Source organism: Candidatus Pelagibacter sp. HIMB1321 (assembly GCF_900177485.1).
Classification (GTDB): Bacteria; Pseudomonadota; Alphaproteobacteria; order Pelagibacterales; family Pelagibacteraceae; genus Pelagibacter.
The window spans coordinates 437,487-462,763 of sequence record NZ_LT840186.1 but is presented as its reverse complement, the minus strand read 5'-3'; the positions used below and the strand labels follow the sequence as shown (position 1 = coordinate 462,763).

Below are 25,277 nucleotides of genomic sequence, written 5' to 3'. Positions count from 1 at the left end.
AGTTTATAATTTAATAATCTAAATTAACAATAATCAAAATGGATGGTTATTTAATAGACTAATTAAAAATATTTTATATAAAACTGCTTGTAGCTATTTACTAAAACTTAGGGCAACGTGGCGGAATGGTTACGCAGAGGATTGCAAATCCTTGTATCCCGGTTCGATTCCGGGCGTTGCCTCCAAAAAAAATCTTGTTTTAGTTATAAAAAAAAGTAAGTTCTGTATTTTATATTCCTCGGTAGCTCAGTTGGTAGAGCAGTTGACTGTTAATCAATTGGTCGCAGGTTCGAGTCCTGCCCGGGGAGCCAAAAAACTTTTATCCAACTTTTGAAATAGTATTATTTGTTAGCTGCAAAGACTTATTAAATTTTAATTTTTGATCCGCGTTTAGTTCAGAATATAATTTTACAAGAAAATTATAATTTACATTCATATGTCCTTCTTGAGATTTTTCTAAATTTATTAAATATTCTGAAAAATCCTCAAAAAAATAATTAATTGGAACTTTTAAATAATTAGACAATTGCAATAATCTAATTGAACTAACTCCGTTAGTGCCTTTTTCATATTTTTGAATTTGTTGAAATGTTACGTTGATCGCTTTTGCTACTTTTGTTTGAGTTAATCCTAAAGCTAGTCTTCTTAGCTTAAGTTTATTGCCCAAGTGCTTGTTAAAATTATCTTCCATTAAGACCCCTCTTAATTTGTTAAGATCTTATTCAACTACTTTCACAACAAACTTCAACTTTTAATTTTTTTTTTTTTTTTAAAAAAGGAAGAATTTAAAAATACCGTCAAGTATTTTTTAATATTAAATAATTAATAATTAGGCTGAAATTATAGAATCTGGCTAAGAAACAATTTCGTTCTGTCACTTTTAGGATTCGCAAAAAACTCTTTAGTATCGGCTTTTTCTACGATCATTCCTTCGTCCATAAAGATCATTTTATCAGCTACTTCTTTAGCAAATCCCATTTCGTGAGTTACAACGATCATAGTCATACCTTGTTTTGCTAAATTAACCATTACATCAAGTACTTCTTTAATCATTTCAGGATCTAATGCTGATGTAGGCTCATCAAATAGCATTATCTTTGGCTTCATACATAAAGCTCTTGCAATTGCGACCCTTTGTTGTTGACCACCTGATAGTTGACCAGGATATTTTTGTGCTTGGTCTAAGATTTGTACTTTTTCAAGATGTTCTAAAGCCAATTCTTCTGCCTCTTTTTTTGGTAATTTTTTTACCCAAATAGGAGCTAATGTACAATTGTCCAGAATAGATAAATGTGGAAATAAGTTAAATTGTTGGAATACCATACCAACTTCTGCTCTAATTTGTTCAATATTTTTAGTATCTTCAGTTAATGTTGTACCATCAACGATAATATCGCCTTCTTGATGTTCCTCTAATCTATTAATACATCTAATTAATGTAGATTTACCAGATCCTGAGGGACCGCAGACAACTATCTTTTCTTTTGCTTTAACTTCAAGATTAATATCTTTTAGAACTTGAAATTCACCAAACCATTTGTTCATATTTTTTATTTGGATAATGTTGTCTGACATAAATTTATCGCTCTGTTTTATATTTTTGTTCTAAATTATAGCTATATTTACTCATTGCATAACAAATAATCCAGAAAATTATCGCAGCAAAAACGTATCCTTCCATTGCAAAACCTAGCCATTCAGGATTAGTTTTTGCAAGATTTAACATTCCAACTATTTCAAGTAATCCTACGACAAAAATTAATGGTGTATCTTTTACTAAAGCTAAAAAAGTATTTGCTATACCTGGGATAACTAATTTTAAGGCTTGAGGTAAAATTACAAATATATGCATTTTCCAATAACCCATCCCAAGTGACTTTGCAGCTTCATATTGACCTCTAGGTAAAGCCTGTAAGCCCCCTCTTATAACTTCAGCAACATAAGCAGCTTCAAATAAAGAAATTGCTATAATTGCTCTTACTAGTTTATCTATAAAGAGATCCTCAGGCAAAAACATTGGAAACATCACTGCTGACATAAAGAGAACCGTAATTAAAGGAACACCTCTCCAAAATTCAATAAATCCAACTGAAATATATCGAATAAGTGGAAATCCAGATCTTCTACCAAGTGCAAAAGCCATTCCAATTGGAAAACAAAATATTAAACAAAAGAACGATATAATAAATGTTAGAGACAAACCACCCCAAGCACCTGTTTCAACCCAGTTTAATCCATCTAATTTACCAAGTTCAATTAGTTCTTCGTAAAAAATAAAATATTTAAGTAAGATGTAAATTGTAATTGGGACTAATAAAAAATAATAAAATCTAAATTTACTTGGAATAAAAAAACCAATTATTATTGAAATAATTGCAGCAATAATTCCATATGAAAAATCAAAAAATACAGGGCCACCAGAGATAAAAAAGAAAATAAATAAAAATGCTATAAAAGGATAAATCACAACATAATAAAGAGTAAGATATTTCTTATATTTTTCTGTTGCAAAATACCCAACAGATCCAAGAAGAGCTAAAGAAATAAAAGATAAATTAATTCTCCATTGTTCAGCATTTGGATACATTCCATACATAAATCTGTTGAACCAAACTTTTATATAAGTCCAGCAAGCACCAGATCCAGAACACACATCCTTGTTATCACCAGCAAAATTTGCATCAATTACAAACCAACTTAATAATGGAGGTAGAGATTTAATGATTATGAATATTATTAATAATGATAAAATTGCATTAAAATTATTTGTATTAATATTCTTATTTAAACTATCTAAAAATTTATAACCACTTTGTTCAATACGGATAAAAAATAAACCTACAAAGCCAATTAATATAGGTAAAATAAAACTAATTTTATTTGGTAAAAAACCAGTAATGTTTATTTGAAAAAAAGAATTAACAAAAACATCAATAATACTTAAAAAAAATAGAAATGAGCCTATATATAAAAATGTATTTAAATTAGAAATATCAGGTTTTAAAAAATTTATTTTTGTCATTCTTATTTTTCCTGAATTGCAATTTTTTTATTATACCAATTCATAAACAACGATATTGAAATACTTAAAGTTAGATAAGTAAACATCGTCATAAATACTATCTCAATTGCTTTACCAGTTTGCATTAATGCTGTTCCAGCAAAAACTAAAACGAGATCGGGATATGCTATTGCAGCTGCTAGTGATGAATTTTTTGTTAAATTTAAATACTGATTAGTTGTTGGTGGAATAATTATTCTTAATGCTTGGGGCATTACTACAAGTTTTAAAACCTGATTTGGAGTTAATCCAATTGATGCTGCAGCCTCTTTTTGGCCTTTACCGACACCTTGTATTCCAGCCCTTACACATTCAGCGATAAATGTTGCAGTATACAATGCTAAAGCTAACGTTAATGCAATTAACTCTGGGGGTAAATTTATTCCTCCTTCAAACTTAAATGATGTTTGTGCCAATTGAATTAATTTTGGTGTTTCTAAAGTTGCACTTACACCACCAATTAAAAAACTTAACAAAGGTAAAATTATAATTAAACCGATAGAAATCATAAACACAGGGATTTGTTTTCCTTGAGTTTCTTGAACTTTTTTTGCGTGAATTTTAATTACAATAATTGAAATAATTGCAGCAATAACAGAATAAAAAAATATATTAAAATTTTCCCAAATAAAAGTTGGCACATAAAGACCTTTAATGGTCATATACATATTGCCAAACATAGGTTCAGCATTTTGGGGTAATGGTAAAGCTCTTAAAGCTGCAAAATACCAAAAGAAGATTTGAAGTAATAAAGGAATGTTTCTAAAAAATTCCACATAAAAAGCTGCAAACTTATTAATTAGATAATTTGGAGACAATCTTGCAACTCCAATTATTACGCCCAAAATAGTTGCTAAAATAATACCTATAATAGAAACAAGTAATGTATTGAGTAGTCCAACTAAATAAGCTCTAAAATAAGAGTGTGATCCATCGTAATCAATTAGTGAAAATTGAACATCAAATGATGCAGCTTGAGATAAAAAACCAAAACCAAAATCAATACCTCTATTTTCCATATTAACAGAAGCATTATTTGCAAAAAAACCAAAAACTAAAACTACAGCCATGACTGTAATCAACTGAGGTATTATATCTTTTAATTTAAAGGTCACTGTAGATGTATAAAAAAAAGGGCCAGAATAATCCAGCCCTTTTTAATTAATTATAAATGCAATTATCTTGCAGGTGGTACGTATAAAATTCCACCCTTAGTCCATAATTGGTTTGGACCTCTGTCAGGTAAAATTCCAGTGTCAGCTATGTTTCTCTTATAACTTTCACCGTAGTTTCCAACTTGCTTGATAATTCTTAAGCTCCACTCATTATCTAGACCAAATGCAGCACCTAATTCACCTTCAGCACCAACTAATCTTTTGATTTGTGGGTTGTCTGAAGTTTTCATCATGTCAGCATTAGCAGATGTAATTCCATACTCTTCTGCTTCGATCATAGTGTTTAGTGACCATCTTACGATATCTTCCCAAACAGCATCACCTTGTCTAACAACTGGACCTAGTGGCTCTTTTGAAATTGTTTCTGGTAATACAATGTGTTCATCAGGATTACTCATTTTTGTTCTTTGAGCAGCTAATCCAGATTTATCAGTTGTATATGTATCACATCTACCTGCATCATATGCGGCAACAACTTCGTCAGCTTTTTCAAATGCTACTGGCTCATAAGAAATTCCTCTTGAATTAAAGAAGTCTCTCATGTTTAGCTCAGTTGTTGTACCAATGTTTGTACAAGCTGAGATACCATTTTTGAATTGGCTTGTTGAAGTGATACCAGAACTTTTTCTAACCATGAAACCTTGACCATCATAGAAGTTTACTCCTACGAAAGTAAGTCCAATATCAGCGTCTCTTGAAAGAGTCCAAGTTGTGTTTCTTGATAAGATATCAATCTCACCAGATGTTAAAGCTGTAAATCTTTCTTTAGCACTTAGTGGTGTAAACTTAACTTTGTTTGCATCACCTAGAACTGCAGCAGCTACTGCTCTACATACATCAACGTCAACACCAGTCCAATTTCCAGCAGCGTCAGCATTTGAAAATCCTGGAAGACCTTGAGATACTCCACATCTAACAAAACCCTTCTTTTGAGTGTTTTTTAGTGTTTTAGATTTTTTAGCAGCCATTGCTTCTGTTGTAAAAGAAAACAACACAGCAAACACAGCAACTAAAGAAGTTAATTGTTTTAAGTATTTAAACATTTTTCTTCCTCTACGTTATAGTTTTATTTGTTAACAAATAATTCAAAAATAAATTTGAATATCCAAAATTAAAGCATCCTGAGAAAAATAAGCAAGTTTTAAATTGCCCTATTAATTTAAGAAAATGGCGCGCCCTGGAGGATTCGAACCTCCGACCCTCGGTTTAGAAAACCGATGCTCTATCCAGCTGAGCTAAGGGCGCAAAAATTTATATTACATATACAATATTTATTTAATCTTTAAATAAAAAATTCTTAATTATTATTAGAATTGTTAATAATTCAATTCTACCGATAATCATAAATAGTATTAAACAGTTTTTTGTAAAAATATTTAGATTATTAAAATCAAAATCAGATAATCCATAAGCTGAAGAATTAACTGTGTTCATAATTGTAAGTATAGAGAGTTTAAAAGCACTCTCAAATTCTAATTGTGATAAACTTAATAGTATAGTTAGAGTAAATAGTGAAATTACAAAAATAATAATAGTCAAAAAATATTTATTAATTTCAGAAAAATCGAAGTTTATTTTAGTAAAAATTAACTTATTCATGAAAATATTCTTTGGCCTACTAAAAGATAAAATTTGATTAATAGAATATTTAAATAAAGAATAAACTTTAATTAATCTTAATCCTGAACTAGTTGAAAAAAAAGATCCACCAATAATTACTAAAATCAAATATATAAAATTAAAATTAGATTGATCAAAATTTAAAGAAAAACCAACATTAGACATGCTGCTTGAAATTGATAATAAGATTTTAGAAAAATCATTCTGATACGAGAAAAAAATAAAAAAAATTGAAACTATAATTAAATAATAAAATATTAAATGAACATCTTCATAAAAAAAATTTATATTTTTTTTTCTTATAAAAAATAAGTTGTAGATAAAAAAAATACTGAAATATGAAAACAACAATAACAAAGAGAAAATTACAATTTGAGTGTCATTTTTCAAAATATCAGAAAGATTGTTTGTCGGTAAGAAACCACCCGAAGAGATTATTGTAAAAGCTAAATTTAATGAATTAAAATATCTTACCAATAAAAAGTTTAAAACTATAAAGATGAATAGTGTTAAACCTGAATAAAGCAAAAAAATTTTAAATGACTGTTTTAAAACTTCTGAGCTACTAAAAGATAAATAATTTGTAAGTGATTTCTTAAAATTTTCATCATAAATATCGATTAGATAGATTATTGAGAATAAAAAATATAAACCTCCAACCCACTGTATTGTTGATCTCCAAAGAATTAAGCTTTGATCTATATATTTTATATTTTCAAAAATAGTAAAGCCTGTTGATGTAAATCCTGAAACAGATTCAAAGTAAGCATTTAAAAATGTCAAATCGTATATACTAAAATAAAATGGTAAACATAAAATGATGGGTAATATTAAATATCCAGAAAAAACTGTTAAAATCTTATCAAAGATTGTTACTTTTAATTTAATTTTTTCAAAATAATAAAAAGTTACTCCAATGATAATAGAAGAGATAAAACTTATGTAATAAGTATTTAAGTTTAGATGCAGATCAAGTTGATAAGAAAAGGCAACATTCAAAAGTGAGAGTATTGATATTAGTCCAAAAAAAAAACTTAAATATCTAATTCTTATACCGGACATGAAAATTGATTAACTCAATCTGAAGATATTCTCAACTACTGGAATAGTGTCATTTTTTGCAATGAAAACAACATTATCATTTTTCTTAAAAATAAAATCAGATTTTGGAATGATAACTTTTTTATCTCTTAATACAGCTCCAATTCTTATATCATCTGGTAAATTTGAATTTTTAATTTCTTTGTTAATTAGTTCAGAAGTTTCTATAATTTCTGCCTCAATCACTTCATATTCACCATTCGAAATAGTATAGGCATTTTCAATTGTTCCTTTATGAATATGTTTTAAGATACTAGAAACAGTATTCATTCTTGGATCAATTATATCATCAATTTTTAATGAAGATTGCAAAAGAGAATAATTAGGCTTGTTTATTAAAGCCATAGTTCTTTTGTCATCGACATCTTTTTGATCTTTTGCAAATTTTTCAACTAGAACACTTACCATAAGATTGTCTTCATCATCATTTGTAAGAGCCAGAACAGTCTCTGCTTCACCTAAATTGGCTTCTTCTAAGGTCTCTTCATCTAATCCACTACCATTGATTATTATTGTATTATTTAAATTGTTGGCAAGATATTCCGCTCTTTCTTTATTCTTCTCTACAATTTTTACCCTCACACCTTCTGAACTTTCTTCTAAATTTTTAGCTAAATTAAATCCAATATTTCCACCGCCAATAATTAATAATTTTTTTGAAATTTTTTCTTCATGACCAAAAGCATTAAGTGTTTCTGCCATTTGAGAAGAATTTATTACAACATAAACTTTATCTTCAGATTTGATTTGATCAGTTTTTTTTGGAATAAAAGTTTTATCTTTTCTAATAATGGCAACTATATTTGCATCTAATTGGGGAAATTCTTTTGTTAATTTATTTAATTTGTGACCAATAAGTTTACAGTTATCTTTTATCAAAATTTCTAATAATCTAATGTTATTATCAGAAAACGGAACACTATCTAGCGCACCAGGTGCTTCTAATTTTCTTTGTATCGATCTTGCAATTTCAATTTCAGGAGAAATAATTACATCAATTGGTAAATTTTCCTTATTATAAACTCTTGTAAATTTAGGATTTAAATAATCTTGTGATCGAATTCTTGCAATTTTTTTTTGAATATTAAAGATGGAATAAGCTATTTGACAAATTAACATGTTAATTTCATCATTTCTTGTAACAGCAATTATCATGTCAGCCTCTGATGCATTGGCTTTTTCTAAAATTGATGGGTATGTTCCTTTACCAACAATAGCTTTGACATCTAAACTATCATTAATTTTTTGAATATCTTCACTCGATTGATCAATTACAGTTATAGAATGTCCTTGTTCACTCAATAGCTTTGCAATAGTAAAACCTACTCTACCAGCACCACAGATTATAATGTTCATTTAATTGAATTCTTTTATTCCTAGTCCTTTAAGCTTTCGGTGAAGCGCACTTCTTTCCATACCAACAAAGTTTGCTGTTTTTGAAATATTTCCATTAAATTTTTTCAATTGTACTGTTAAATACTCTTTTTCAAACTTTTCTCTAGCCTCTTTTAGTGGCACAGAAAGGCTATTTTCTGTAATTTTTTCTTCAAAATTTTCACTTTTTAAAGATTCTTTTATAATATTAGATATTTTGTCTTTAGTCTCAGGTTGCAAAATAGCAATTCTCTCTATCAAGTTTCTTAATTCTCTTACATTACCTTTCCAATTGTGGTTAAGAATATAACTATCATTTTCATCTATATCTAAAATCTTAATATTATAATTATTAGAAATCTTTTCTGAAAAATACTTAATTAACAATGGAATATCTGAAATTCTATTATTTAACGGTTCTACGTTAATTTCGAACACACTTATCCTATGATACAAATCCTCTCTAAAATTTCCTAAATGAATTTCATTTTTCAAATCTTTATTTGAGGAGCAAATAAGTCTAACATCAACTTTTATATCATTAGAACCATTAATTCTTTTAAACTTTTGATCAATCAAAACTCTTAAGATTTTAGACTGAATATCTAAAGGTATCTCTGAAATATGATCGATTAAAAGAGTTCCATTATTTGCTTTTTCAAGCGCACCATATGAAATAGATCCATCTTTTTTTTCTTCCCCAAATAATTCTAATTCATATTTATCATTATCAAGTAAAGCACCATTCAAAATTATAAATGGTTTATTATTTCTTTTTGATTTTTTATGAATTTTTCTTGCAATAAGTTCTTTTCCAGATCCTGAAGGACCTGTAATAAATATTCTGCTCTCTGTGATAGAAATCTTTTCAATCTGATCTCTAATTGATGAAATATTTTTACTATTTCCAATTAAATCATATGAGTGAAAAAGTTTATTTTCAAATTCTTTGTTTTGATTTTTTAAACTTAAATTTTCAACTGCTCTTGATATAAAATTCAATAGACGTGCTTGATCGAATGGTTTTTCTATAAATTCAAAAGCACCATGTTTAAGAGATCTTATTGCCATTTCTATATTTGCATGACCAGAAATCATGATGACAGGAACATCAACATTTTTAGATTTTATGTGGGTTAAAAGTTCAATACCATCATTGTCACCTTTATCTAGCTTTACATCTAGTATTGCAACATCAGGTAATTTTTTATCTATTTCGCTTAATGCTTGATTATAATTTGCTGCTAATCTAGTTTTATATCCAGCATCTATAATCAATTCATTTAGGATATTTCTAATATCCGAATTATCATCAACTATTAATATTTCAGCTATCATTTAAAGCAAAGTTAATTTTGATTTCAGCACCTTCTTCAATTGGGATAAATTCAATTTTACCATTATGGTCATTTATAATCTTATTGACAATTGATAGTCCTAATCCAGTACCATTTTTTTTAGTTGTAAAGTATGGGTTTAAAATATCTTTAATGTTTGCTGCAAAAATTCCAAATCCAATACCATTATCAACTATTCTTATAATAATATTGTTATCTAGCTTATTAATTTCAATAGTAATTTTTCCTTCATATTTTGACGTATTTTCATGTTTTTGTTGAATACTCTCAATGGCATTTTTAATCAAATTAAAGAATACTCTGCTTAACTGTTCTTTGTCACTATTAAGAATTACTTTTTCTGAATTAGAATTCAATTGAATTAAAATTCTATCATCAAGTTTTTTTAATAATCTTATATTTTCATTTAGTATAGAAATTAAATCATTATTCTTAAGTACAGGTTTTGGCATTCTTGCAAAGTCTGAAAATTCATTAACTAAGTTACCAATTTGTTTAATCTGGTTTTTAATTATATTAAGGTTTTCTATATAGTTATTTTTATCACCATTTGAAATTTGTTCTGAATATTTGCTTTGTAGTCTGTCGATAGTTAATTGAATTGGTGTAAGAGGATTTTTTATCTCATGTGCAAGTTTTCTTGCAAGATTTCCCCAAGCCTCATGCCTTTCATTTATAATCAATTTTTCTTGTTGATCCTTTAATTTACTAATCATTGAATTAAAATTTTTATTTAACTTCTCTAAATCTTTATCAGTTTTTATTTCTGGTACTTTTGCACTAAGATCACCGTCTCCAATTGCGTTTGAGGCAAATATCAAATTATTAATAGACCTAAAAAATCTTGATGAAAAACGTATTGCAATTGTTATCGAAATGAACAGCAGCAACGTCACAACTATAAGGTAGATAATTGCAAAAGAAATTTTGATACCAGAACTTTTTTCTTCCACTGTATAGTAAAAATTAATTGCTTCCTGAGACTCATTTAAATAATTAGAAATTTTTGGATCTAAATATTTGATTACATATATAAATCTATCATCAAATGCCTGAAGTCTCATAATAGCAGCTGAAATATTTTCAGGTGCATTTAATATCTTAAGCGGTCTATCATCCTCTATTACTAGCTCTAAAGCTCCCTTCACAGGTGGAACATATTTATTCTTATCCTCTAGATTAGTAAAAAGTAAATTTTTATTTATATCTATAATGTGTATTTCATCTATTTTTCTTATAAGTTTTTGAGTTTTTAAAAATCTTGAATATTCTTTTTGATTATCATTAAGAAAATTTGCACTTTTATTGGTATCAAAAGCAATCAATACAATCTCAGATTTGACCTTATCCTGAACTTCTGCAACATAATTTTTAGCAAGTTCATATGAATTATTAACAACAGTCGTAACTTTCTTATCAAAATATTTTTCAAGTGCGAATGAGAATAAAAAAAGTGAAAAAATTGAAATAAGAACGGACGGTATCAATGTAAATAAAGAAAAATAAGTAATATATTTCTTATTAGAACTAATCCCATCTTGATCTATATCAGATTTTATTGATTTTCTAATTTCAAAGTAAACAAATAGAAAGAGCAGAAAAATCAATATAATATTTACTATTAGTAGGTATTGAAGATTAGATTGATTAAGCTGAATGAAACTTTTATCAATAAATGTTAGAAAGGTAAAAAAACCAACAAAAAGAGTAATAATAAACAATCCTATGATTATTAGATTTTTTTTAAAAAACTCGATCATAATTATTTAGGTGTATGTATGTTCGTATATATATTTTTTTAAAATGAACAACTTTTTTGTAATTTTAGCAGCTGGTAATGGGTCAAGATTTAGGAAAAATCAAAAAAAACAGTACGCTATTTACAAAAATTTTAAATTATTTGAACATTCAATTTTTAAAACGATAAAATCAAAATTATTTAAAAAAATTGTATTGGTCGTAGATGAGCCTCAAAAAATAAAGGAGTCATACTCAAAAAACTTAATAATCTTAAAAGGTGGAAATAAAAGATCTATCTCTTCTAATATAGCACTTAAATATATTAAAAAATTTAAACCAAAAAATATCTTAATTCATGATGCAGCAAGACCAGATTTTTCATTAAATCTGCTTAGAAAAATAGTTAAGGAACTTAAAAAAAATGAAGCTGTTATTCCAACAATCAAACCAACAGATTCAATTAAATATGATATAAAGAATAATCTATATAATTTAGATAGAAATAGAACTTATTTAACACAAACACCTCAAGGTTTTAATTACAAGGCTTTATATAAGTTAGCATTAAAAGAAAAAAATAACATAACCGATGAAGCAAGCTTATTCATTAACAATGAAAAAAAGATAAAATTTATTAATGGTGAAAATAAAAATAAAAAGATTACTTTTGCAGAAGACTTAACATCAACTAAAAATTATATTGGTCTAGGGTTTGATATTCATCGATTAATTAAGGATAAAAAATTATATCTAGGAGGTATTAGAATACCTTTTCATTCAGGTCTAAAAGGTCATTCAGATGGTGATGTAATTTTACATGCAATTATTGATGCTTTACTTGGTGCTTTAAGACAAAAAGATATTGGGACTTATTTTCCTAGCGATAAAAATAAATTTAAAAATATTAGGTCACCTAAAATGTTGAAACCGATTAAAAATAAACTAATAAAGCAAAATTTTTATATTAATAATATAGATATTAATCTTATTTGTGAAAAACCTAAGGTATCTCAGTATAGAGACAAAATAATAAAATCTATTTCAAGTCTTTTAGAGATTGATGAAGATATAATAAACATTAAAGGCAAAACAGTTGAAAAACTTGGTCTAATTGGAAAAGAAAAAGCTATTGCATGTGAGGTAATAGCATCAATTATAAAATATGATTAATACATTAAACACTTTATTTGTAACAATGTTTGGTCTTGGTAAAATAAGATTTATTCCAGGAACATTTGGGTCATTAGCAACAATAATTATTTTATATATATGCTTTCATATACTTGAAATTAATTCAGGTATTATTTTTCTTGGATTAATTTTAATTTTTATTTATTCTTTTTTTGCTGTTACACAGCATACAAAAAACAATGAAAATAAAGATCCTGGTGAAATAATTATTGATGAATTTATAGGTCAGTCAATACCAATATTTCTTTATGAAATTTCACATGGAACTAATAAAGAGCCAGATCAAGCAATAATAATTTATTTTGTATGTTTTATTTTATTCAGATACTTTGACATCATGAAACCATTTCCAGTTAGTTACTTTGATCAGAAACATAAAAATAGTTTTGGAGTAATCATGGATGATGTTTGTGCAGGATTTTATGTTGTCCTGTCATTAATTTGTTTCATGATATTAAAAAGTTATATTTTATGATCGAAACTCTAGTAAAAAGATTAATCAAGAAAAAATTAAGGATTTCTCTAGCAGAGTCTTGCACAGGTGGGATGTTAGCTTCATCAATTACATCGATAAGTGGGGCATCTCAGGTATTCAATCTTGGTTTAGTAACGTACTCTAATGATGTAAAAATCAATATTTTAAAAGTTAATAAAAAGATAATTCAAAAATATGGTGCTGTAAGCGCTGAATGCTGTGAGGCTATGGTAAAATGTTTATCAAAAATTTCTAAAGCTCATATAAATGTATCAATCACAGGAATAGCCGGACCTAAAGGTGGATCTAAAACAAAGCCTGTAGGGCTGGTTTATATAGGGGTAAAAAAATCAAATAAAATACTGATAACTAAAAATTTATTTAAGAAAAAAACAAGAAATGCTATCCAAAAATCAACAGTAAATAAAGCCTTAGAGTTGGTTAATGACTTAATCTAAATTGTTTCTGCTCTTTTTTGAAAAGCATCTGCAATTTTATTTAAGCCATATTCAAAAGATTTTTCCATTAACATGTTGAGAAATTTATTTTTAATTTCAAAGTCGACGTCAAAATAAACTTCAGTCATATTTTTTTTTTCAATAAACTTCCAATTATTTTGAAGGTGAGTTAATGGACCTTCAATATTGGTAACATTAATTGTATCGGTTTCTTTATCAAACCTTACATCACTTTTATAGGTATCGTTAAATGGACCTTTTCCAATTGTGAGATCTGCAATAATTAAAATTTTGTCCCCTTCTTCTTTTCTTTCATAAACTTTAGAACCCAAACAAAAAGGAATGAACTCAGGGTATTTTTCAATATCAAGAACAAACTCAATAAGTTTATCTTTTTTTTTATCTATTATTCTTTTAACTGATGCTCTAGGCATTAATGACTGTTAATTCTATTTGCTTTCAATTTCGCGAAGTCTTCGTCTGCATGATAAGAAGATCTTGTTAAAGGAGATGATGATACTAATAAAAATCCTTTTGCTTTCGCAATGGTACCTAAATCATCAAATTCTTTAGGATCATAATATCTATCTAATGGATAGTGTTTTGTTGAGGGTTGCAAGTATTGACCAATTGTTAAAAAATCAACATCAGCAGTTCTTAGATCATCCATTACTTGTAATATCTCGTCTCTAGTTTCACCAAGACCAAGCATAATTCCAGATTTAGTAAAAATATTTTGATCATGAAGTTTTGCATTTTTTAAAAGTTCTAAAGATGCAAAATATCTAGAACCTGGTCTTACTTTTAAATATAAACTTGGAACTGTTTCTATATTATGATTAAAAACATCAGGTTTTGCCTCTAAAACTTTTTTATAAGCATCACCTTTTCTTAAAAAATCAGGTGTCAAAACCTCAACAGTTGTATTTGGGTTCGTTTTTCTAGTTTGATTAATTACTTCATAAAAATGATTAGATCCTCCATCTTCTAAATCATCACGATCAACAGATGTAATAACTACATGCCTTAAATCTAATTTCTTTACTGCTTCTGCAATCTTAACAGGCTCTAATTGATCTAATTTTCCAGGAACACCTGTTTTGACATCACAAAAAGCACATGCTCTTGTACAAGTATCACCCATTATCATAAATGTTGCATGTCTTTTACTCCAACACTCGGTAATATTTGGACAATTAGCTTCCTGACAAACGGTTACAAGATTATTATTGTTAACAATTGTTTTAGTTAAAAAAAATTCCTTACTATTAGATAATTTAGACCTAATCCATTCAGGTTTTTTTTTTATAGGATTAATAGGTTTATTTTCTTTTTCAGGATGTCTAATTTTCATTATTAATTTCTTATTATATAGATTTTTTCACCTTCTTTACCAAACAAAAATCTTTCTCTAATTAATGTCTCTACATAATCAAGATCAAGATTGTCACTTAATAATGAGTTTTTAAAATCTAAATCTTCAATATCTTTAATTAAGCTAACTTCCTTTAATTGAAGATCTTTTAAAATTTCTTTTTTTTCTAAATATGAAACAAACCCTCTTTGACCAGACATAAAATTAAAAAAGAAGTAGAAAATAAAAAAAGTAGAAATTAATAAAAAGTAATTTTTTTTTAAATTTTTAAGCATTAATGAATTTTATTCATTCTTGCTTTTTTTCCAAGTTCTTCTTCAATTCTCAATAATTGGTTATATTTGGCTACTCTTTCAGATCTTGCTAAAGATCCTGTTTTAATTTGATTAGAATTCGAACCAACTGCCAAATCAGCAATGAATGTATCTTCACTTTCTCCAGATCGATGTGAAATTATTGTTTTAAATCCAATGGTTTGTGCAAATTTAATAACATCTAAAGTTTCAGAAACTGTCCCTATTTGGTTAAGTTTTATCAAAATTGAATTAGAAGATAAATTTAAAAAACCTTTTTTCAATCTCTCTAGATTTGTTACGTATAAATCATCACCCACAATTTGAACTTTATTGGTTGCTTTCATTAACTTATTCCATGCTAACCAATCATTTTCTGCAAATGGATCTTCAATAGATTTAATTTTATACTTGTTAATCATTTTTTTATATTCTGAAATTGATTTATCAACTGAGATATATTTCTTTGTGTGGATAGAATATTTTCCTTTTTTAAATAATTCATTAGCTGCAACATCTAAACAAATTGAAACATCTTTTCCGTTTCTAAAGCCTGATTTTTTAATTGCTAAAACAATTAAATCTAATGCTTGATTGTTGCTATCAATCATTGGTGCAAAACCACCCTCGTCTCCTACAGATGTAGATAAACCTTTTGCTTTAATTAATTGACTTAAGTTTTTAATTACTAAATAACAAATTCTCATTGCCTCTGAAAAAGATTTTGCCTTATCAGGTCTAATCATAAACTCTTGAATTCTAAGACCGTTATTGGCATGTGCTCCCCCATTAATAATATTCATCAACGGGTACGGAAGTTGAAAATTTTTTGTTACATAAAAAGATTTATAAAGTGGAATTTTTTTAACTTTTGCTGATAACTTTTTTGTTGCCATCGAAACTGCCAAAATAGCATTAGCACCTAATTTTGTTTTTTGTCTTGTGCCATCTAAATTAATTAAAACTTCATCAATTCGCTCTTGATCATGTACATTTTTATTTCTTAAAGCTTTTGATATTTTAGTGTTAACTAAATTCACTGCTGAAAATACACTTTTACCTAAATATCTTTTGTTATTTGTGTCTCTTTTTTCATAAGCCTCATAAGTTCCAGTTGAGGCTCCTGAAGAACATATTGCTTTTGCACTTTTGTTTTTAACATAAACTTCTGCCTCAACAGTTGGATTTCCTCTACTGTCAAAAACTTGTCTTGCTTTTACTTTAAGAATTTTACTCACTTAATTTTTAATAAGATTATCTATATCGCTTAATTGTTTTAAAAGATCCTCTAACTTGTCAATTGGAACCATGTTTGGCCCATCAGATGGAGCATTATCTGGATCTTGATGGGTTTCAATAAAAACGCCTGCAACACCAACAGCTACTGCTGCTCTTGCTAAATACTCAACAAACTCTCTTTGACCTCCACTCTTCTCACCTTGACCACCTGGTTGTTGAACAGAATGAGTTGCATCAAAAATTACTGGATAACCATTTTTAGCCATTATGGGCAATGACCTCATGTCAGATACTAAAGTATTATAACCAAAACTGGCTCCTCTCTCGGTTACTAGTATTTTATCATTTCCTGAGTCTGAAATTTTCTTTGTTACATTCACCATATCCCACGGTGCTAAGAACTGACCTTTTTTAACATTAATAATTTTATTCGTTTTAGCAGCAGCAATTAACAGGTCTGTTTGTCGACATAAAAAAGCTGGGATCTGTAAAACATCAACGTGTTTTGAAATAATTTCACATTGTTCAGCATTATGAATGTCTGTTAAAATTGGAACATTTAATTCTTTTTTAATTTTATCAAATACAGGTAATGATGCATCTAGTCCTGCTCCCCTTTTACCTTTTAAACTAGTTCTATTCGCTTTATCAAATGAAGTTTTATAAATAAATCCAAGATCAAATTTTGATGTAATTTCCTTTATTTTACCAGCCATATCCATGGCATGTTGCTCAGTTTCTAACTGACAAGGACCTGCAATAATACAAATCTTATTGTTGTTTGAAATTTCTATATTTTTACAATTTACTTTAATCGTGCTCATCTATGATTTTTTGCTGCTTTGATAAATGAAGAGAATAAAGGATGTGGGCTCAAAGGTCTAGATTTAAATTCAGGATGAAACTGTACACCAATAAACCATGGGTGGTTTTTAAGTTCTATTATCTCTGGAAGTTTATTATCTGGGGATAAGCCTGAAAATATTAATCCTTTCTTCTCAAATATTTCCTTATATGAAATATCCACCTCGTACCTATGTCTATGTCGTTCTTTGATTAATCTAGATTTATAAATATTTCTAATTTTAGATTTATCTTTTAAGATCGCATCATAAGAACCTAGTCTCATAGTGCCTCCTAGATCTTTATCTGTTCCCTGAACTTTTCTGCCACTTTTCTCCCATTCATGCATCAAGCCAATTATGTGTACACCTCCCTTATCAAACTCAGAAGAAGTTGCTTTTTTAATTTTCAATTGATTTCTTGCAAACTCTATAATTGCCATTTGCATTCCATAACAAATACCAAGGAATGGAATTTTATTTATTCTTGCATATCTAATAGCTTCAATTTTACCCTCTGTTCCTCTTTTACCAAATCCACCTGGAATTAAAATCCCTGAAACTTTTTTAAGTTTATTTTTGATTTCTGAAACTTTTAATTTTTCAGAATCTATTCTAACTAAATTAACTTTAAGATTGTTGGATATACCTCCATGAGTAAGTGCCTCATCTAAAGATTTGTACGCATCTTTTAATTCAACGTATTTTCCAATAATTGCAATATTAACATGTCTTTTTGTATTAAGAGTAATTTTAGTTATTTTTTTCCAAGGTAACAGATTATTTGATTTTTTTGATTTTATTTTAAAATAATCTAAAACTTGAACATCTAGTTTTTCTCTTGCAAAGCTAATCGGTGCTTCATATATTGTTTTTACATCAACAGTTTCAATTACATTTTTAATATTAACATTACAAAATAAAGATATTTTTTTTCTATGCTCTAAAGGTATGGGTCTTTCTGATCGACAAATTATTATATCAGGCTGAATACCAATACTTCTCAATTCTTTAACAGAGTGTTGTGTTGGTTTAGTTTTAATTTCATCTGATGCTTTTAAATAAGGAACTAAAGTTAAATGAATGAATAAAGCATTTTTTTTATCAATATCATTTGAAAATTGTCTGATAGCTTCTACAAAAGGAAGGCTTTCTATATCTCCTACTATTCCCCCTATTTCACAAATCACAAAATCTTCTTTATAAGAATCGTGTTTGATAAATTCTTTAATTCTATTTGTAATGTGAGGAATGACTTGAACTGTTTTTCCTAAGTATTCACCTTTTCTTTCTTTTCTTAGAACATCACTGTAAATTTTTCCTGTTGTAATATTATCTGTTTTCTTCGCAGTGACGCCTGAAAATCTTTCATAATGACCTAAATCTAAGTCTGTTTCTGCCCCATCATCGGTTACAAATACTTCACCATGTTGAAATGGACTCATTGTTCCCGGATCAACATTTAAATAAGGATCAAGTTTTCTTAAACGAACTTTATAACCTCTTGATTGCAATAAATAAGCAAGGGATGCAGATGAAAGGCCTTTACCAAGGGAAGAAACCACGCCGCCAGTGACAAAGATATATCGCGCCATGGAAGAACCTTATAGCGATAAAAGTTGTAATTGGAAAGAATTAATTATTTTCTGGAATTGACGGAGTATCTTCAGTTTTTTCTTCAATTACATCTAAAACTGAATTAGTTGGAATTAGTTCGCTTCTTGAAACAATTGTTAAGGCAAGACTGCAAATAATAAACAATGTAGCAACCACAGTAGTAGACTTGGTCATAAAATTACCTGCAGATTTTGAAAACATCATATTTTCTTGAGAAACACCAATTCCTAAAGCACCACCTTCAGATCTTTGCATTAAAATCAAAAGCACAAGAACAATTGCTAAAATAATGTTCAAGACCAATAAAATATTTTCCATGTCGCCTAATTAAAGCTTTTTTTTATTATATCAATGAAATTATTTGGATTTTGAGATGCACCTCCAATTAAATAACCATCTAAATTGTGAATTTTTTTTAATAATTCAATATTTTTAAAATTAACTGAACCACCATATAAAACTTTTGAACCATTAAGTTTATTTTTTATAAATTTAACAATTTCAAAAATTTCTGTTTCTTTGGGAATTAAACCGCTGCCAATAGACCAAACAGGTTCATAAGCTATAATAATATTTTTTTTATTTTTAATATTTTTCAAACCTTGAGTAATTTGTTTTAACAAAACTTTTTTGGTATTTTTTTTTCTTCTTTGATTTAGCGTTTCACCAATACAAAAAATTACTTTTAAACCTGAATTAATTGAACTCCTAATTTTAAGATTAATTATATTATCACTGTCACCAAATTGTCTGTTCTCTGAATGTCCAAGAATAATATATTTTGCTCCTGCATCTTTGAGCATGTATGAATTAATTTGACCAGTGTACGCTCCATATTTTTCATCAGGATGACAACTCTGAGCACCAACTTCAATTGGTGAGGTTTTAAGTTTTTTATCGAATAAATTTATTAATGTGGCTGGAGGAAAATAAATTACTTTTATATTATTTTTTTTATGTTTTTTTACAAAAGATATAACTTTATCCAATAGACTTATTGATCGCTGATTGCCAAACATTTTCCAATTAGCTATAAAATACGTATATTTATTTGTCATAAATGAATTTTTAATCTATAGGTTTGTTTTTACAGATCAATACAAAATAAAGCTTAAATGAAACTTGGAAACTATCTTAATAAAAATAAAATTGGTGGTTTATTTTTAATTATTGTAATTATAATTGCATTTGGTTTTGGTGGTTTTGGGGGTGGATTTTTATCTAATAATCAAAATAATATAGCTAAGATAAATAAAACTAATATTACCTCACAAGATTTAATAGAATTTATTAATAGAAGTGGAATAGCACAAGAAACAATTCAAAAAAATTTGAACAATAATGTAATTGAAGAGCTCCTAACAGGACTTGTGTCAAACACATTGTTAGCTCTTGAGATAGAAGATTTTGGAATTACTATTTCAAAAAGTTCACTGTCAGAAAAAATTAAAAATAACAACAACTTTCAAAATGAAAATAGAAAATTCGAAAGAATTAAATATGAAAAATTTTTATTGGAAAACAATATCTCAGCGCCATTATTTGAAAAAAGATTGAAAGATAGAGAATCACAAAAAAAATTATTTGATTATATTGGGGCAGGATCAGTATCACCGCAATTTCTAGTAAAAAAACTTTATGAAAATGAAAATAAGAAACTAAATATTAATTTTGTAGATTTAAATACATTTTATAAAAAAAATGATGAAATTACTGAAAAGGATTTATTAGACTTTATTGATGAGAATAAAGATCAATTAAAAGTAGAATATATTGATTTTAAGTACGCATTAGTAAATCCTCAAAATTTAATTGGCATAAGTGAATATAATCAAGAATTTTTTGATAAAATTGATCAAATTGAAAATAATATTTTAAATGGAGTTGAGTTTGACACGATAACATCTGATTTAAATTTAAATGTAAGTACAATTGATGATTATAAATATTCAGAAAAAAGTGACGAAATACAAAAAAAAATTTACGAAGTTAGAAATAATAGTTTTGATATTTTTGAAAATAAAGAAAATTTTATAATTTACAAAATAGAAAATTTAGAAAAGAAAAAACCTAATTTAGATGATGATCAGACTAAAAAAGAAATTTTAGAACTTGTGGCTCAAAAAAGTAAATTTGACTATAATAAAAATCTTTTAGAAAAAATTCAAAATAAAGAGTTCACTGAACAAGATTTTTTTAATTTAGGAAAAGAAAAAATTGAATCTTTAAAATTGGATTCCATTAAAGATAATAATAAATTTGAAATTAACTCTGTTCAAATGCTTTATTCATTACCACTTAAGTCAATTACATTAATAAATGATGAGAAAAATAATATCTATTTAGCAAAAATAAATAATTACGACGATCTGGATGAGGCAATAAACCCAAAAGATTATGAAAAATTTTCAAGTAAAGAAAACACAGAAATTAGAAACAATATATTAAAATCATACGACTTATTTCTTAATCAAAAATATGACGTTGATATCAATCAAGTGGCAATAAATAATGTTAAAAATTTATTTCAATGATTATAAATCGAAGCTTCAAAGATTTTAAGTTTCGACATAGAAGCAAAAAAAATCAAATAATATACACCTCTAAAAAAGTAAATTCAGATGATGAGATAATAAATTTGATTGATAATTTTTTAGAGGAAAAAAATAGTTTTATATTTGAATCTGTTGAAAAAGGAAAAATTAAAGGTAGATACACAATTTTTGGCAAAAATCCTGACAAGATATGGGAGTTTAATAATCAAAAGGCATATTTGATTACTGAAAACAAAAAAATCATTCTTAAAGATAAACCAAAAATATTAATAGAAAAAATTATTGAAAATTTTAAATTTGATACACCTAAAAATTTACCTAAAATTTGCTCACTCATTTCTGGTTATTTTTCATACGACTCTATTAGGTATATAGAAAAAATTCCTAACACATGTAAAGATGATCTTTATTTACCTGATGTAAGATTAATGAGACCAAGAACTTTGATTATCCATGATAATTTAAAGAAAGAAATTTTTTATATAAACAATATTTTTAGTGATGAAAAAATCACAAACTATCAAAAAAAGTATGACTCTGTAAAAGCTGATCTATTTAAATTATTAGTTCAATCATCAATCAAAAACATAAATACAAACAGAGTATTAAGCGAAAAAAAAATTAAAGTTAAATCAAATACATCTAAAAATAAATTTCTTGCTATGGTTAATAAAGCCAAAAAATACATTAAATTAGGTGATATTTTTCAAGTTGTTTTAAGTCAAAGATTTGAAGCAAAATTAACAAAAAAACCTTTAGAAATTTATAAAAAACTTAGATCAACCAACCCTTCTCCTTTTATGTTTTATTTTAATTTTCAAGATTTCCAAATAATTGGGGCAAGTCCAGAAATTTTAGTAAGACTGAGAGATAATAAAATTACAGTTAGACCAATAGCAGGCACTAGACCAAGGGGGAAAAATAAAAAAGAAGATCTTTTTTATAAAAAAGATCTTCTTAATGATAAAAAAGAACTCTCTGAACATTTAATGCTCTTAGATTTAGGAAGAAATGATGCAGGTAAAGTATCAAAAATTAATACGGTTAAAGTTACTGAAAGTTTCATAATTGAGAAATACTCTCATGTTATGCATATAGTTTCCAATGTAATTGGTGAATATAATAAAAAGTTTTCAAAATTTAAATCATTATTGGCTGGTTTTCCTGCTGGTACCGTTTCTGGAGCTCCTAAAATACGAGCAATGGAAATCATTGATGAGTTAGAAACAACGAAAAGGAAAGTGTATGCTGGAGGAATTGGATATTTTTCTGCTAATGGTGAGTTTGATACTTGTATTGCTTTAAGAACAGCGATAGCGAAAAATAAAAAATTCTATGTACAAGCTGGTGCAGGCATTGTGGCTGATAGCAAACCTATAAACGAATATAATGAAACAGTAAACAAAGCGAAAGCTTTGATAAATGCTTTAAGGTAATGAAAATATTATTAATAGATAATTATGATAGTTTCACGTTTAACCTTTATCATTACATCTCATCATTGGGCGTAAAAGTTGATGTCATAAGAAATGATAAAACAAATTCAAAAGAAATAATAAGAAAAAAATATGATAGGATTGTTATTTCACCTGGACCTGGAAACCCTAATCAATCTGGAAATTGTATAAGTATTTTAAAATCACTTCATAAAAAATTACCCTTTTTAGGTGTTTGTCTTGGACATCAAATTATTGGTCAGGTTTTTGGATCTAAAATTATTCAAGCAAAAAAATTAATGCATGGAAAAACCAGCAAAATTAAATCAAAAAAAATTGGGATCTTAAAAAATCTTCCTCCTTCTTTTGAAGCAACAAGATATCATAGCTTAATTATTGATAAAAAAACTCTTTCAAAAGATATAGAGATTACAGCTGAAACTGATGATGGAATAATTATGGCTATTCAACATAAGCAGTTTAATATTCATGGTGTACAATTTCATCCAGAAAGTATTAAAACTAAGATGGGAATGAAAATTTTAAAAAATTTTATAAATCATTGATTTCATGGAAGAGATTTTAAACAAGCTAAAAAATAAAAAAGATTTAACCTTCGAAGAAAGCAAGTCAGCATTTGAAATTTTAATGACTGGTAAAGCTAATGAGGATCAAATCTATAATTTTTTAACACTTCTGTCAGAAAAAGGTGAAGTCGCAGATGAAATTGCTGGAGGTGTTTATGTTCTCAGAGAAAAATCCAAAAGAGTAAACGTTAAGGATTGTATAGACACATGCGGCACAGGTGGTGACGGTATGAACACTGTTAATATATCTACTGCATCAGCCTTACTTTTGTCTAGTATGGGTATAAAAGTTGCAAAACACGGCAATAAAGCTGTATCTTCAAAATGTGGATCTGGAGATGTTTTAGAGGCTCTTAAAATTAAAATTGATTTAGAGCCGAGAGAAATAGAACAAGAAATAAGTAATAACAATTTTGGTTTTATGTTTGCTCCAAATTATCATAGTGCAATGAGATTTGTAGGCCCTGTAAGAAAGAAAATTGGCAAAAGAACTATTTTCAACATGATTGGTCCTTTAAGCAACCCTGCTCTAGTTGAAAGACAAGTTGTTGGTGTTTTTGATAAAAAGTTATTAAAAATTTTTGCAGAGGGATTAAAAAATTTGAATATAAAGTTTGCATGGATATTAAGCAGTGAAGATGGATTAGACGAGATATCGCCATATGCTAAAACAAATATAATGCAATTGAAGAATGGAGAAATATCTGAGATTTTAGTGGATCCTAACATAATTGGTGTGAATGCAGAAAAGTTTGAAAATTTAATTGGTGATAATGCAAAATTTAATGCAGATAAAATGATTGAAATATTTAAAGGTAAAGATAATGATTTTTCAAAAGCAGTTTGTTTAAATGCTGCAGCTGGTTTAATTGTTACAGAAAAGTTTATAGATTTTAAAGAGGCCTATAATTATACAAGACAATTTATTCTTTCTGGTAAAACTTTTTCACATTTGAAAAAAATACAAAATGCCTGAAAATATTTTAGAAAATATAATTAAAAAAAAAATTGAAAAAATTGATAATCTAAAAAAATCAATAGATCTTAAAAAATTAGAAGAATTAATACAAAAAAATAATTCATACATAAATTTTAAAAATAAAATTGAAAACAATTTAAAAGAAAATAAAACTTCTATTATTGCTGAAATAAAAAAAGCAAGTCCTTCTGCTGGTGTTATAATTGAAAATTATAATCCAGTAGATATTGCTAATATTTATCTAAAAAATAAGGCTACTTGTTTATCAGTTTTAACCGAAGAGGATTATTTTTTAGGAAATTTAATTCATATAAGTAAAATTAAAGATAAAATTAATTTACCGGTATTATGTAAAGATTTTTTTATTGATACGTTTCAAGTACCACTTGCCAAAAGTTATGGTGCAGATGCAATTCTAATTATTTTAGCCGGTGTCTCAGATGATCTTGCAGACAATTTATATCAAGAGGCATTGAAATTAGATATGTCAGTAATAGTAGAAGTACACACAGTTCAGGAGGCTGAAAAAGCATTAAATTTTAAAGATGCACTTATTGGTATAAATAATAGGAACTTAAAAACACTTAAAACAGATATAAATACAACCTATGATATTTATGATGTTGTAAAAAACCATAAAGGACCTCTAATTTCTGAGAGTGGTATTAAATCTAAAGAAGAATTATTGGAATTAAACAGTAAGACTTCAATTAATACTTTTTTAATTGGTGAATCACTTTTGAAAAATTTGGATGAAAATTCAATTTTTTCAATTTTATAGTCAATTTAATCCCTATTTTA

Annotated in this window: 25 protein-coding genes and 3 tRNA genes; 10 read left to right on the top strand and 18 right to left on the bottom strand. The window is 27.3% G+C overall.

Annotation, left to right across the window (positions count from 1 at the left end):
* Positions 1-111: 111 nt before the first annotated feature.
* Positions 112-185: transfer RNA gene (locus tag B9N70_RS02480), tRNA-Cys, on the top strand.
* Positions 186-235: 50 nt separating this feature from the next.
* A tRNA-Asn gene (locus tag B9N70_RS02475) sits at positions 236-311 on the top strand.
* Between the two features lie 8 nt (positions 312-319).
* Here B9N70_RS02475 and B9N70_RS02470 read toward each other — a convergent pair.
* The 10 genes from B9N70_RS02470 to B9N70_RS02425 form a co-directional block, all read right to left on the bottom strand.
* Complete coding sequence (locus tag B9N70_RS02470) at positions 320-691, bottom strand: helix-turn-helix domain-containing protein (RefSeq protein WP_085114229.1); 372 nt, start codon at positions 689-691, stop codon at positions 320-322.
* 149 nt (positions 692-840) lie between these two features.
* Positions 841-1,575: an amino acid ABC transporter ATP-binding protein gene (locus tag B9N70_RS02465; protein WP_085114228.1), complete on the bottom strand. Its 735-nt coding sequence runs from the start codon at positions 1,573-1,575 to the stop codon at positions 841-843.
* A gap of 4 nt (positions 1,576-1,579) precedes the next feature.
* Positions 1,580-3,022 (bottom strand): amino acid ABC transporter permease, encoded by a 1,443-nt coding sequence (locus B9N70_RS02460; RefSeq protein WP_085114227.1) that lies wholly within the window; start codon positions 3,020-3,022, stop codon positions 1,580-1,582.
* A 2-nt stretch (positions 3,023-3,024) separates the two neighbouring features.
* A complete protein-coding gene (locus B9N70_RS02455) occupies positions 3,025-4,131 on the bottom strand; it encodes an ABC transporter permease subunit (RefSeq protein WP_085114226.1) in 1,107 nt (368 codons plus the stop codon).
* A gap of 107 nt (positions 4,132-4,238) precedes the next feature.
* Positions 4,239-5,279, bottom strand: a complete 1,041-nt coding sequence (locus B9N70_RS02450) for an amino acid ABC transporter substrate-binding protein (protein ID WP_085114225.1) — start codon at positions 5,277-5,279, stop codon at positions 4,239-4,241.
* Positions 5,280-5,404: 125 nt separating this feature from the next.
* Positions 5,405-5,481: transfer RNA gene (locus B9N70_RS02445), tRNA-Arg, on the bottom strand.
* Positions 5,482-5,511: 30 nt separating this feature from the next.
* Positions 5,512-6,918 carry a potassium transporter TrkG gene (locus tag B9N70_RS02440; RefSeq protein ID WP_085114224.1) on the bottom strand — a complete coding sequence of 469 codons (1,407 nt, stop codon included), beginning with the start codon at positions 6,916-6,918 and terminating at the stop codon, positions 5,512-5,514.
* 9 nt (positions 6,919-6,927) lie between these two features.
* A complete protein-coding gene (gene trkA / locus B9N70_RS02435) occupies positions 6,928-8,313 on the bottom strand; it encodes a Trk system potassium transporter TrkA (RefSeq protein WP_085114223.1) in 1,386 nt (461 codons plus the stop codon).
* Entirely contained in the window at positions 8,314-9,669 is a 1,356-nt protein-coding gene (locus B9N70_RS02430) for a sigma-54-dependent transcriptional regulator (RefSeq protein ID WP_085114222.1), read from the bottom strand.
* Positions 9,659-11,449: a sensor histidine kinase NtrY-like gene (locus tag B9N70_RS02425; RefSeq protein ID WP_085114221.1), complete on the bottom strand. Its 1,791-nt coding sequence runs from the start codon at positions 11,447-11,449 to the stop codon at positions 9,659-9,661. Before B9N70_RS02425 ends, B9N70_RS02430 begins: the two co-directional genes overlap by 11 nt.
* A gap of 43 nt (positions 11,450-11,492) precedes the next feature.
* Here B9N70_RS02425 and ispF point away from each other — a divergent pair, with 43 nt between their 5' ends.
* From ispF to B9N70_RS02410, 3 genes are read left to right on the top strand one after another with little or no spacing between them, the layout of a single operon-like run.
* Positions 11,493-12,599, top strand: coding sequence for a 2-C-methyl-D-erythritol 2,4-cyclodiphosphate synthase (ispF, locus tag B9N70_RS02420; protein ID WP_085114220.1), 1,107 nt, complete (start codon positions 11,493-11,495; stop codon positions 12,597-12,599).
* Entirely contained in the window at positions 12,592-13,095 is a 504-nt protein-coding gene (locus B9N70_RS02415) for a phosphatidylglycerophosphatase A family protein (protein WP_085114219.1), read from the top strand. The genes ispF and B9N70_RS02415 overlap by 8 nt, the downstream gene beginning before the upstream one ends.
* On the top strand, positions 13,062-13,553 hold the full coding sequence (locus B9N70_RS02410; RefSeq protein WP_085114218.1) for a CinA family protein: 492 nt from the start codon (positions 13,062-13,064) through the stop codon (positions 13,551-13,553). Before B9N70_RS02415 ends, B9N70_RS02410 begins: the two co-directional genes overlap by 34 nt.
* Here B9N70_RS02410 and B9N70_RS02405 read toward each other — a convergent pair.
* The 8 genes from B9N70_RS02405 to B9N70_RS02370 are packed head-to-tail and all read right to left on the bottom strand — an operon-like array spanning position 13,550 to position 19,977.
* Positions 13,550-13,987 (bottom strand): type II toxin-antitoxin system RatA family toxin, encoded by a 438-nt coding sequence (locus B9N70_RS02405; RefSeq protein WP_085114217.1) that lies wholly within the window; start codon positions 13,985-13,987, stop codon positions 13,550-13,552. The genes B9N70_RS02410 and B9N70_RS02405 overlap by 4 nt on opposite strands.
* Complete coding sequence (gene lipA / locus B9N70_RS02400) at positions 13,987-14,907, bottom strand: lipoyl synthase (RefSeq protein ID WP_085114216.1); 921 nt, start codon at positions 14,905-14,907, stop codon at positions 13,987-13,989. Before lipA ends, B9N70_RS02405 begins: the two co-directional genes overlap by 1 nt.
* A 2-nt stretch (positions 14,908-14,909) precedes the next feature.
* Entirely contained in the window at positions 14,910-15,203 is a 294-nt protein-coding gene (locus B9N70_RS02395) for a septum formation initiator family protein (protein ID WP_085114215.1), read from the bottom strand.
* Positions 15,203-16,459 (bottom strand): phosphopyruvate hydratase, encoded by a 1,257-nt coding sequence (gene eno / locus B9N70_RS02390; protein WP_085114214.1) that lies wholly within the window; start codon positions 16,457-16,459, stop codon positions 15,203-15,205. The genes B9N70_RS02395 and eno overlap by 1 nt, the downstream gene beginning before the upstream one ends.
* Positions 16,460-17,284 (bottom strand): 3-deoxy-8-phosphooctulonate synthase, encoded by an 825-nt coding sequence (gene kdsA / locus B9N70_RS02385; protein ID WP_085114213.1) that lies wholly within the window; start codon positions 17,282-17,284, stop codon positions 16,460-16,462.
* Positions 17,281-18,897 (bottom strand): CTP synthase, encoded by a 1,617-nt coding sequence (locus B9N70_RS02380; protein ID WP_085114212.1) that lies wholly within the window; start codon positions 18,895-18,897, stop codon positions 17,281-17,283. The genes kdsA and B9N70_RS02380 overlap by 4 nt, the downstream gene beginning before the upstream one ends.
* Positions 18,898-18,937: 40 nt before the next feature.
* Positions 18,938-19,237: a preprotein translocase subunit SecG gene (gene secG / locus B9N70_RS02375; protein WP_085114211.1), complete on the bottom strand. Its 300-nt coding sequence runs from the start codon at positions 19,235-19,237 to the stop codon at positions 18,938-18,940.
* Between the two features lie 5 nt (positions 19,238-19,242).
* On the bottom strand, positions 19,243-19,977 hold the full coding sequence (locus tag B9N70_RS02370; protein ID WP_085114210.1) for a triose-phosphate isomerase: 735 nt from the start codon (positions 19,975-19,977) through the stop codon (positions 19,243-19,245).
* Between the two features lie 57 nt (positions 19,978-20,034).
* On the opposite strand from B9N70_RS02370, the gene B9N70_RS02365 reads away from it, so the two are divergent.
* From B9N70_RS02365 to B9N70_RS02345, 5 genes are read left to right on the top strand one after another with little or no spacing between them, the layout of a single operon-like run.
* Positions 20,035-21,453 carry a SurA N-terminal domain-containing protein gene (locus tag B9N70_RS02365; protein ID WP_085114209.1) on the top strand — a complete coding sequence of 473 codons (1,419 nt, stop codon included), beginning with the start codon at positions 20,035-20,037 and terminating at the stop codon, positions 21,451-21,453.
* On the top strand, positions 21,450-22,910 hold the full coding sequence (gene trpE, locus B9N70_RS02360; RefSeq protein WP_172819946.1) for an anthranilate synthase component I: 1,461 nt from the start codon (positions 21,450-21,452) through the stop codon (positions 22,908-22,910). The genes B9N70_RS02365 and trpE overlap by 4 nt, the downstream gene beginning before the upstream one ends.
* Positions 22,910-23,476, top strand: a complete 567-nt coding sequence (locus tag B9N70_RS02355) for an anthranilate synthase component II (protein WP_085114208.1) — start codon at positions 22,910-22,912, stop codon at positions 23,474-23,476. Before trpE ends, B9N70_RS02355 begins: the two co-directional genes overlap by 1 nt.
* A 4-nt stretch (positions 23,477-23,480) precedes the next feature.
* Complete coding sequence (trpD, locus tag B9N70_RS02350; protein WP_085114207.1) at positions 23,481-24,473, top strand: anthranilate phosphoribosyltransferase; 993 nt, start codon at positions 23,481-23,483, stop codon at positions 24,471-24,473.
* Positions 24,466-25,257 carry an indole-3-glycerol phosphate synthase TrpC gene (locus tag B9N70_RS02345; protein ID WP_085114206.1) on the top strand — a complete coding sequence of 264 codons (792 nt, stop codon included), beginning with the start codon at positions 24,466-24,468 and terminating at the stop codon, positions 25,255-25,257. The genes trpD and B9N70_RS02345 overlap by 8 nt, the downstream gene beginning before the upstream one ends.
* The last annotated feature ends 20 nt before the right edge of the window (positions 25,258-25,277 follow it).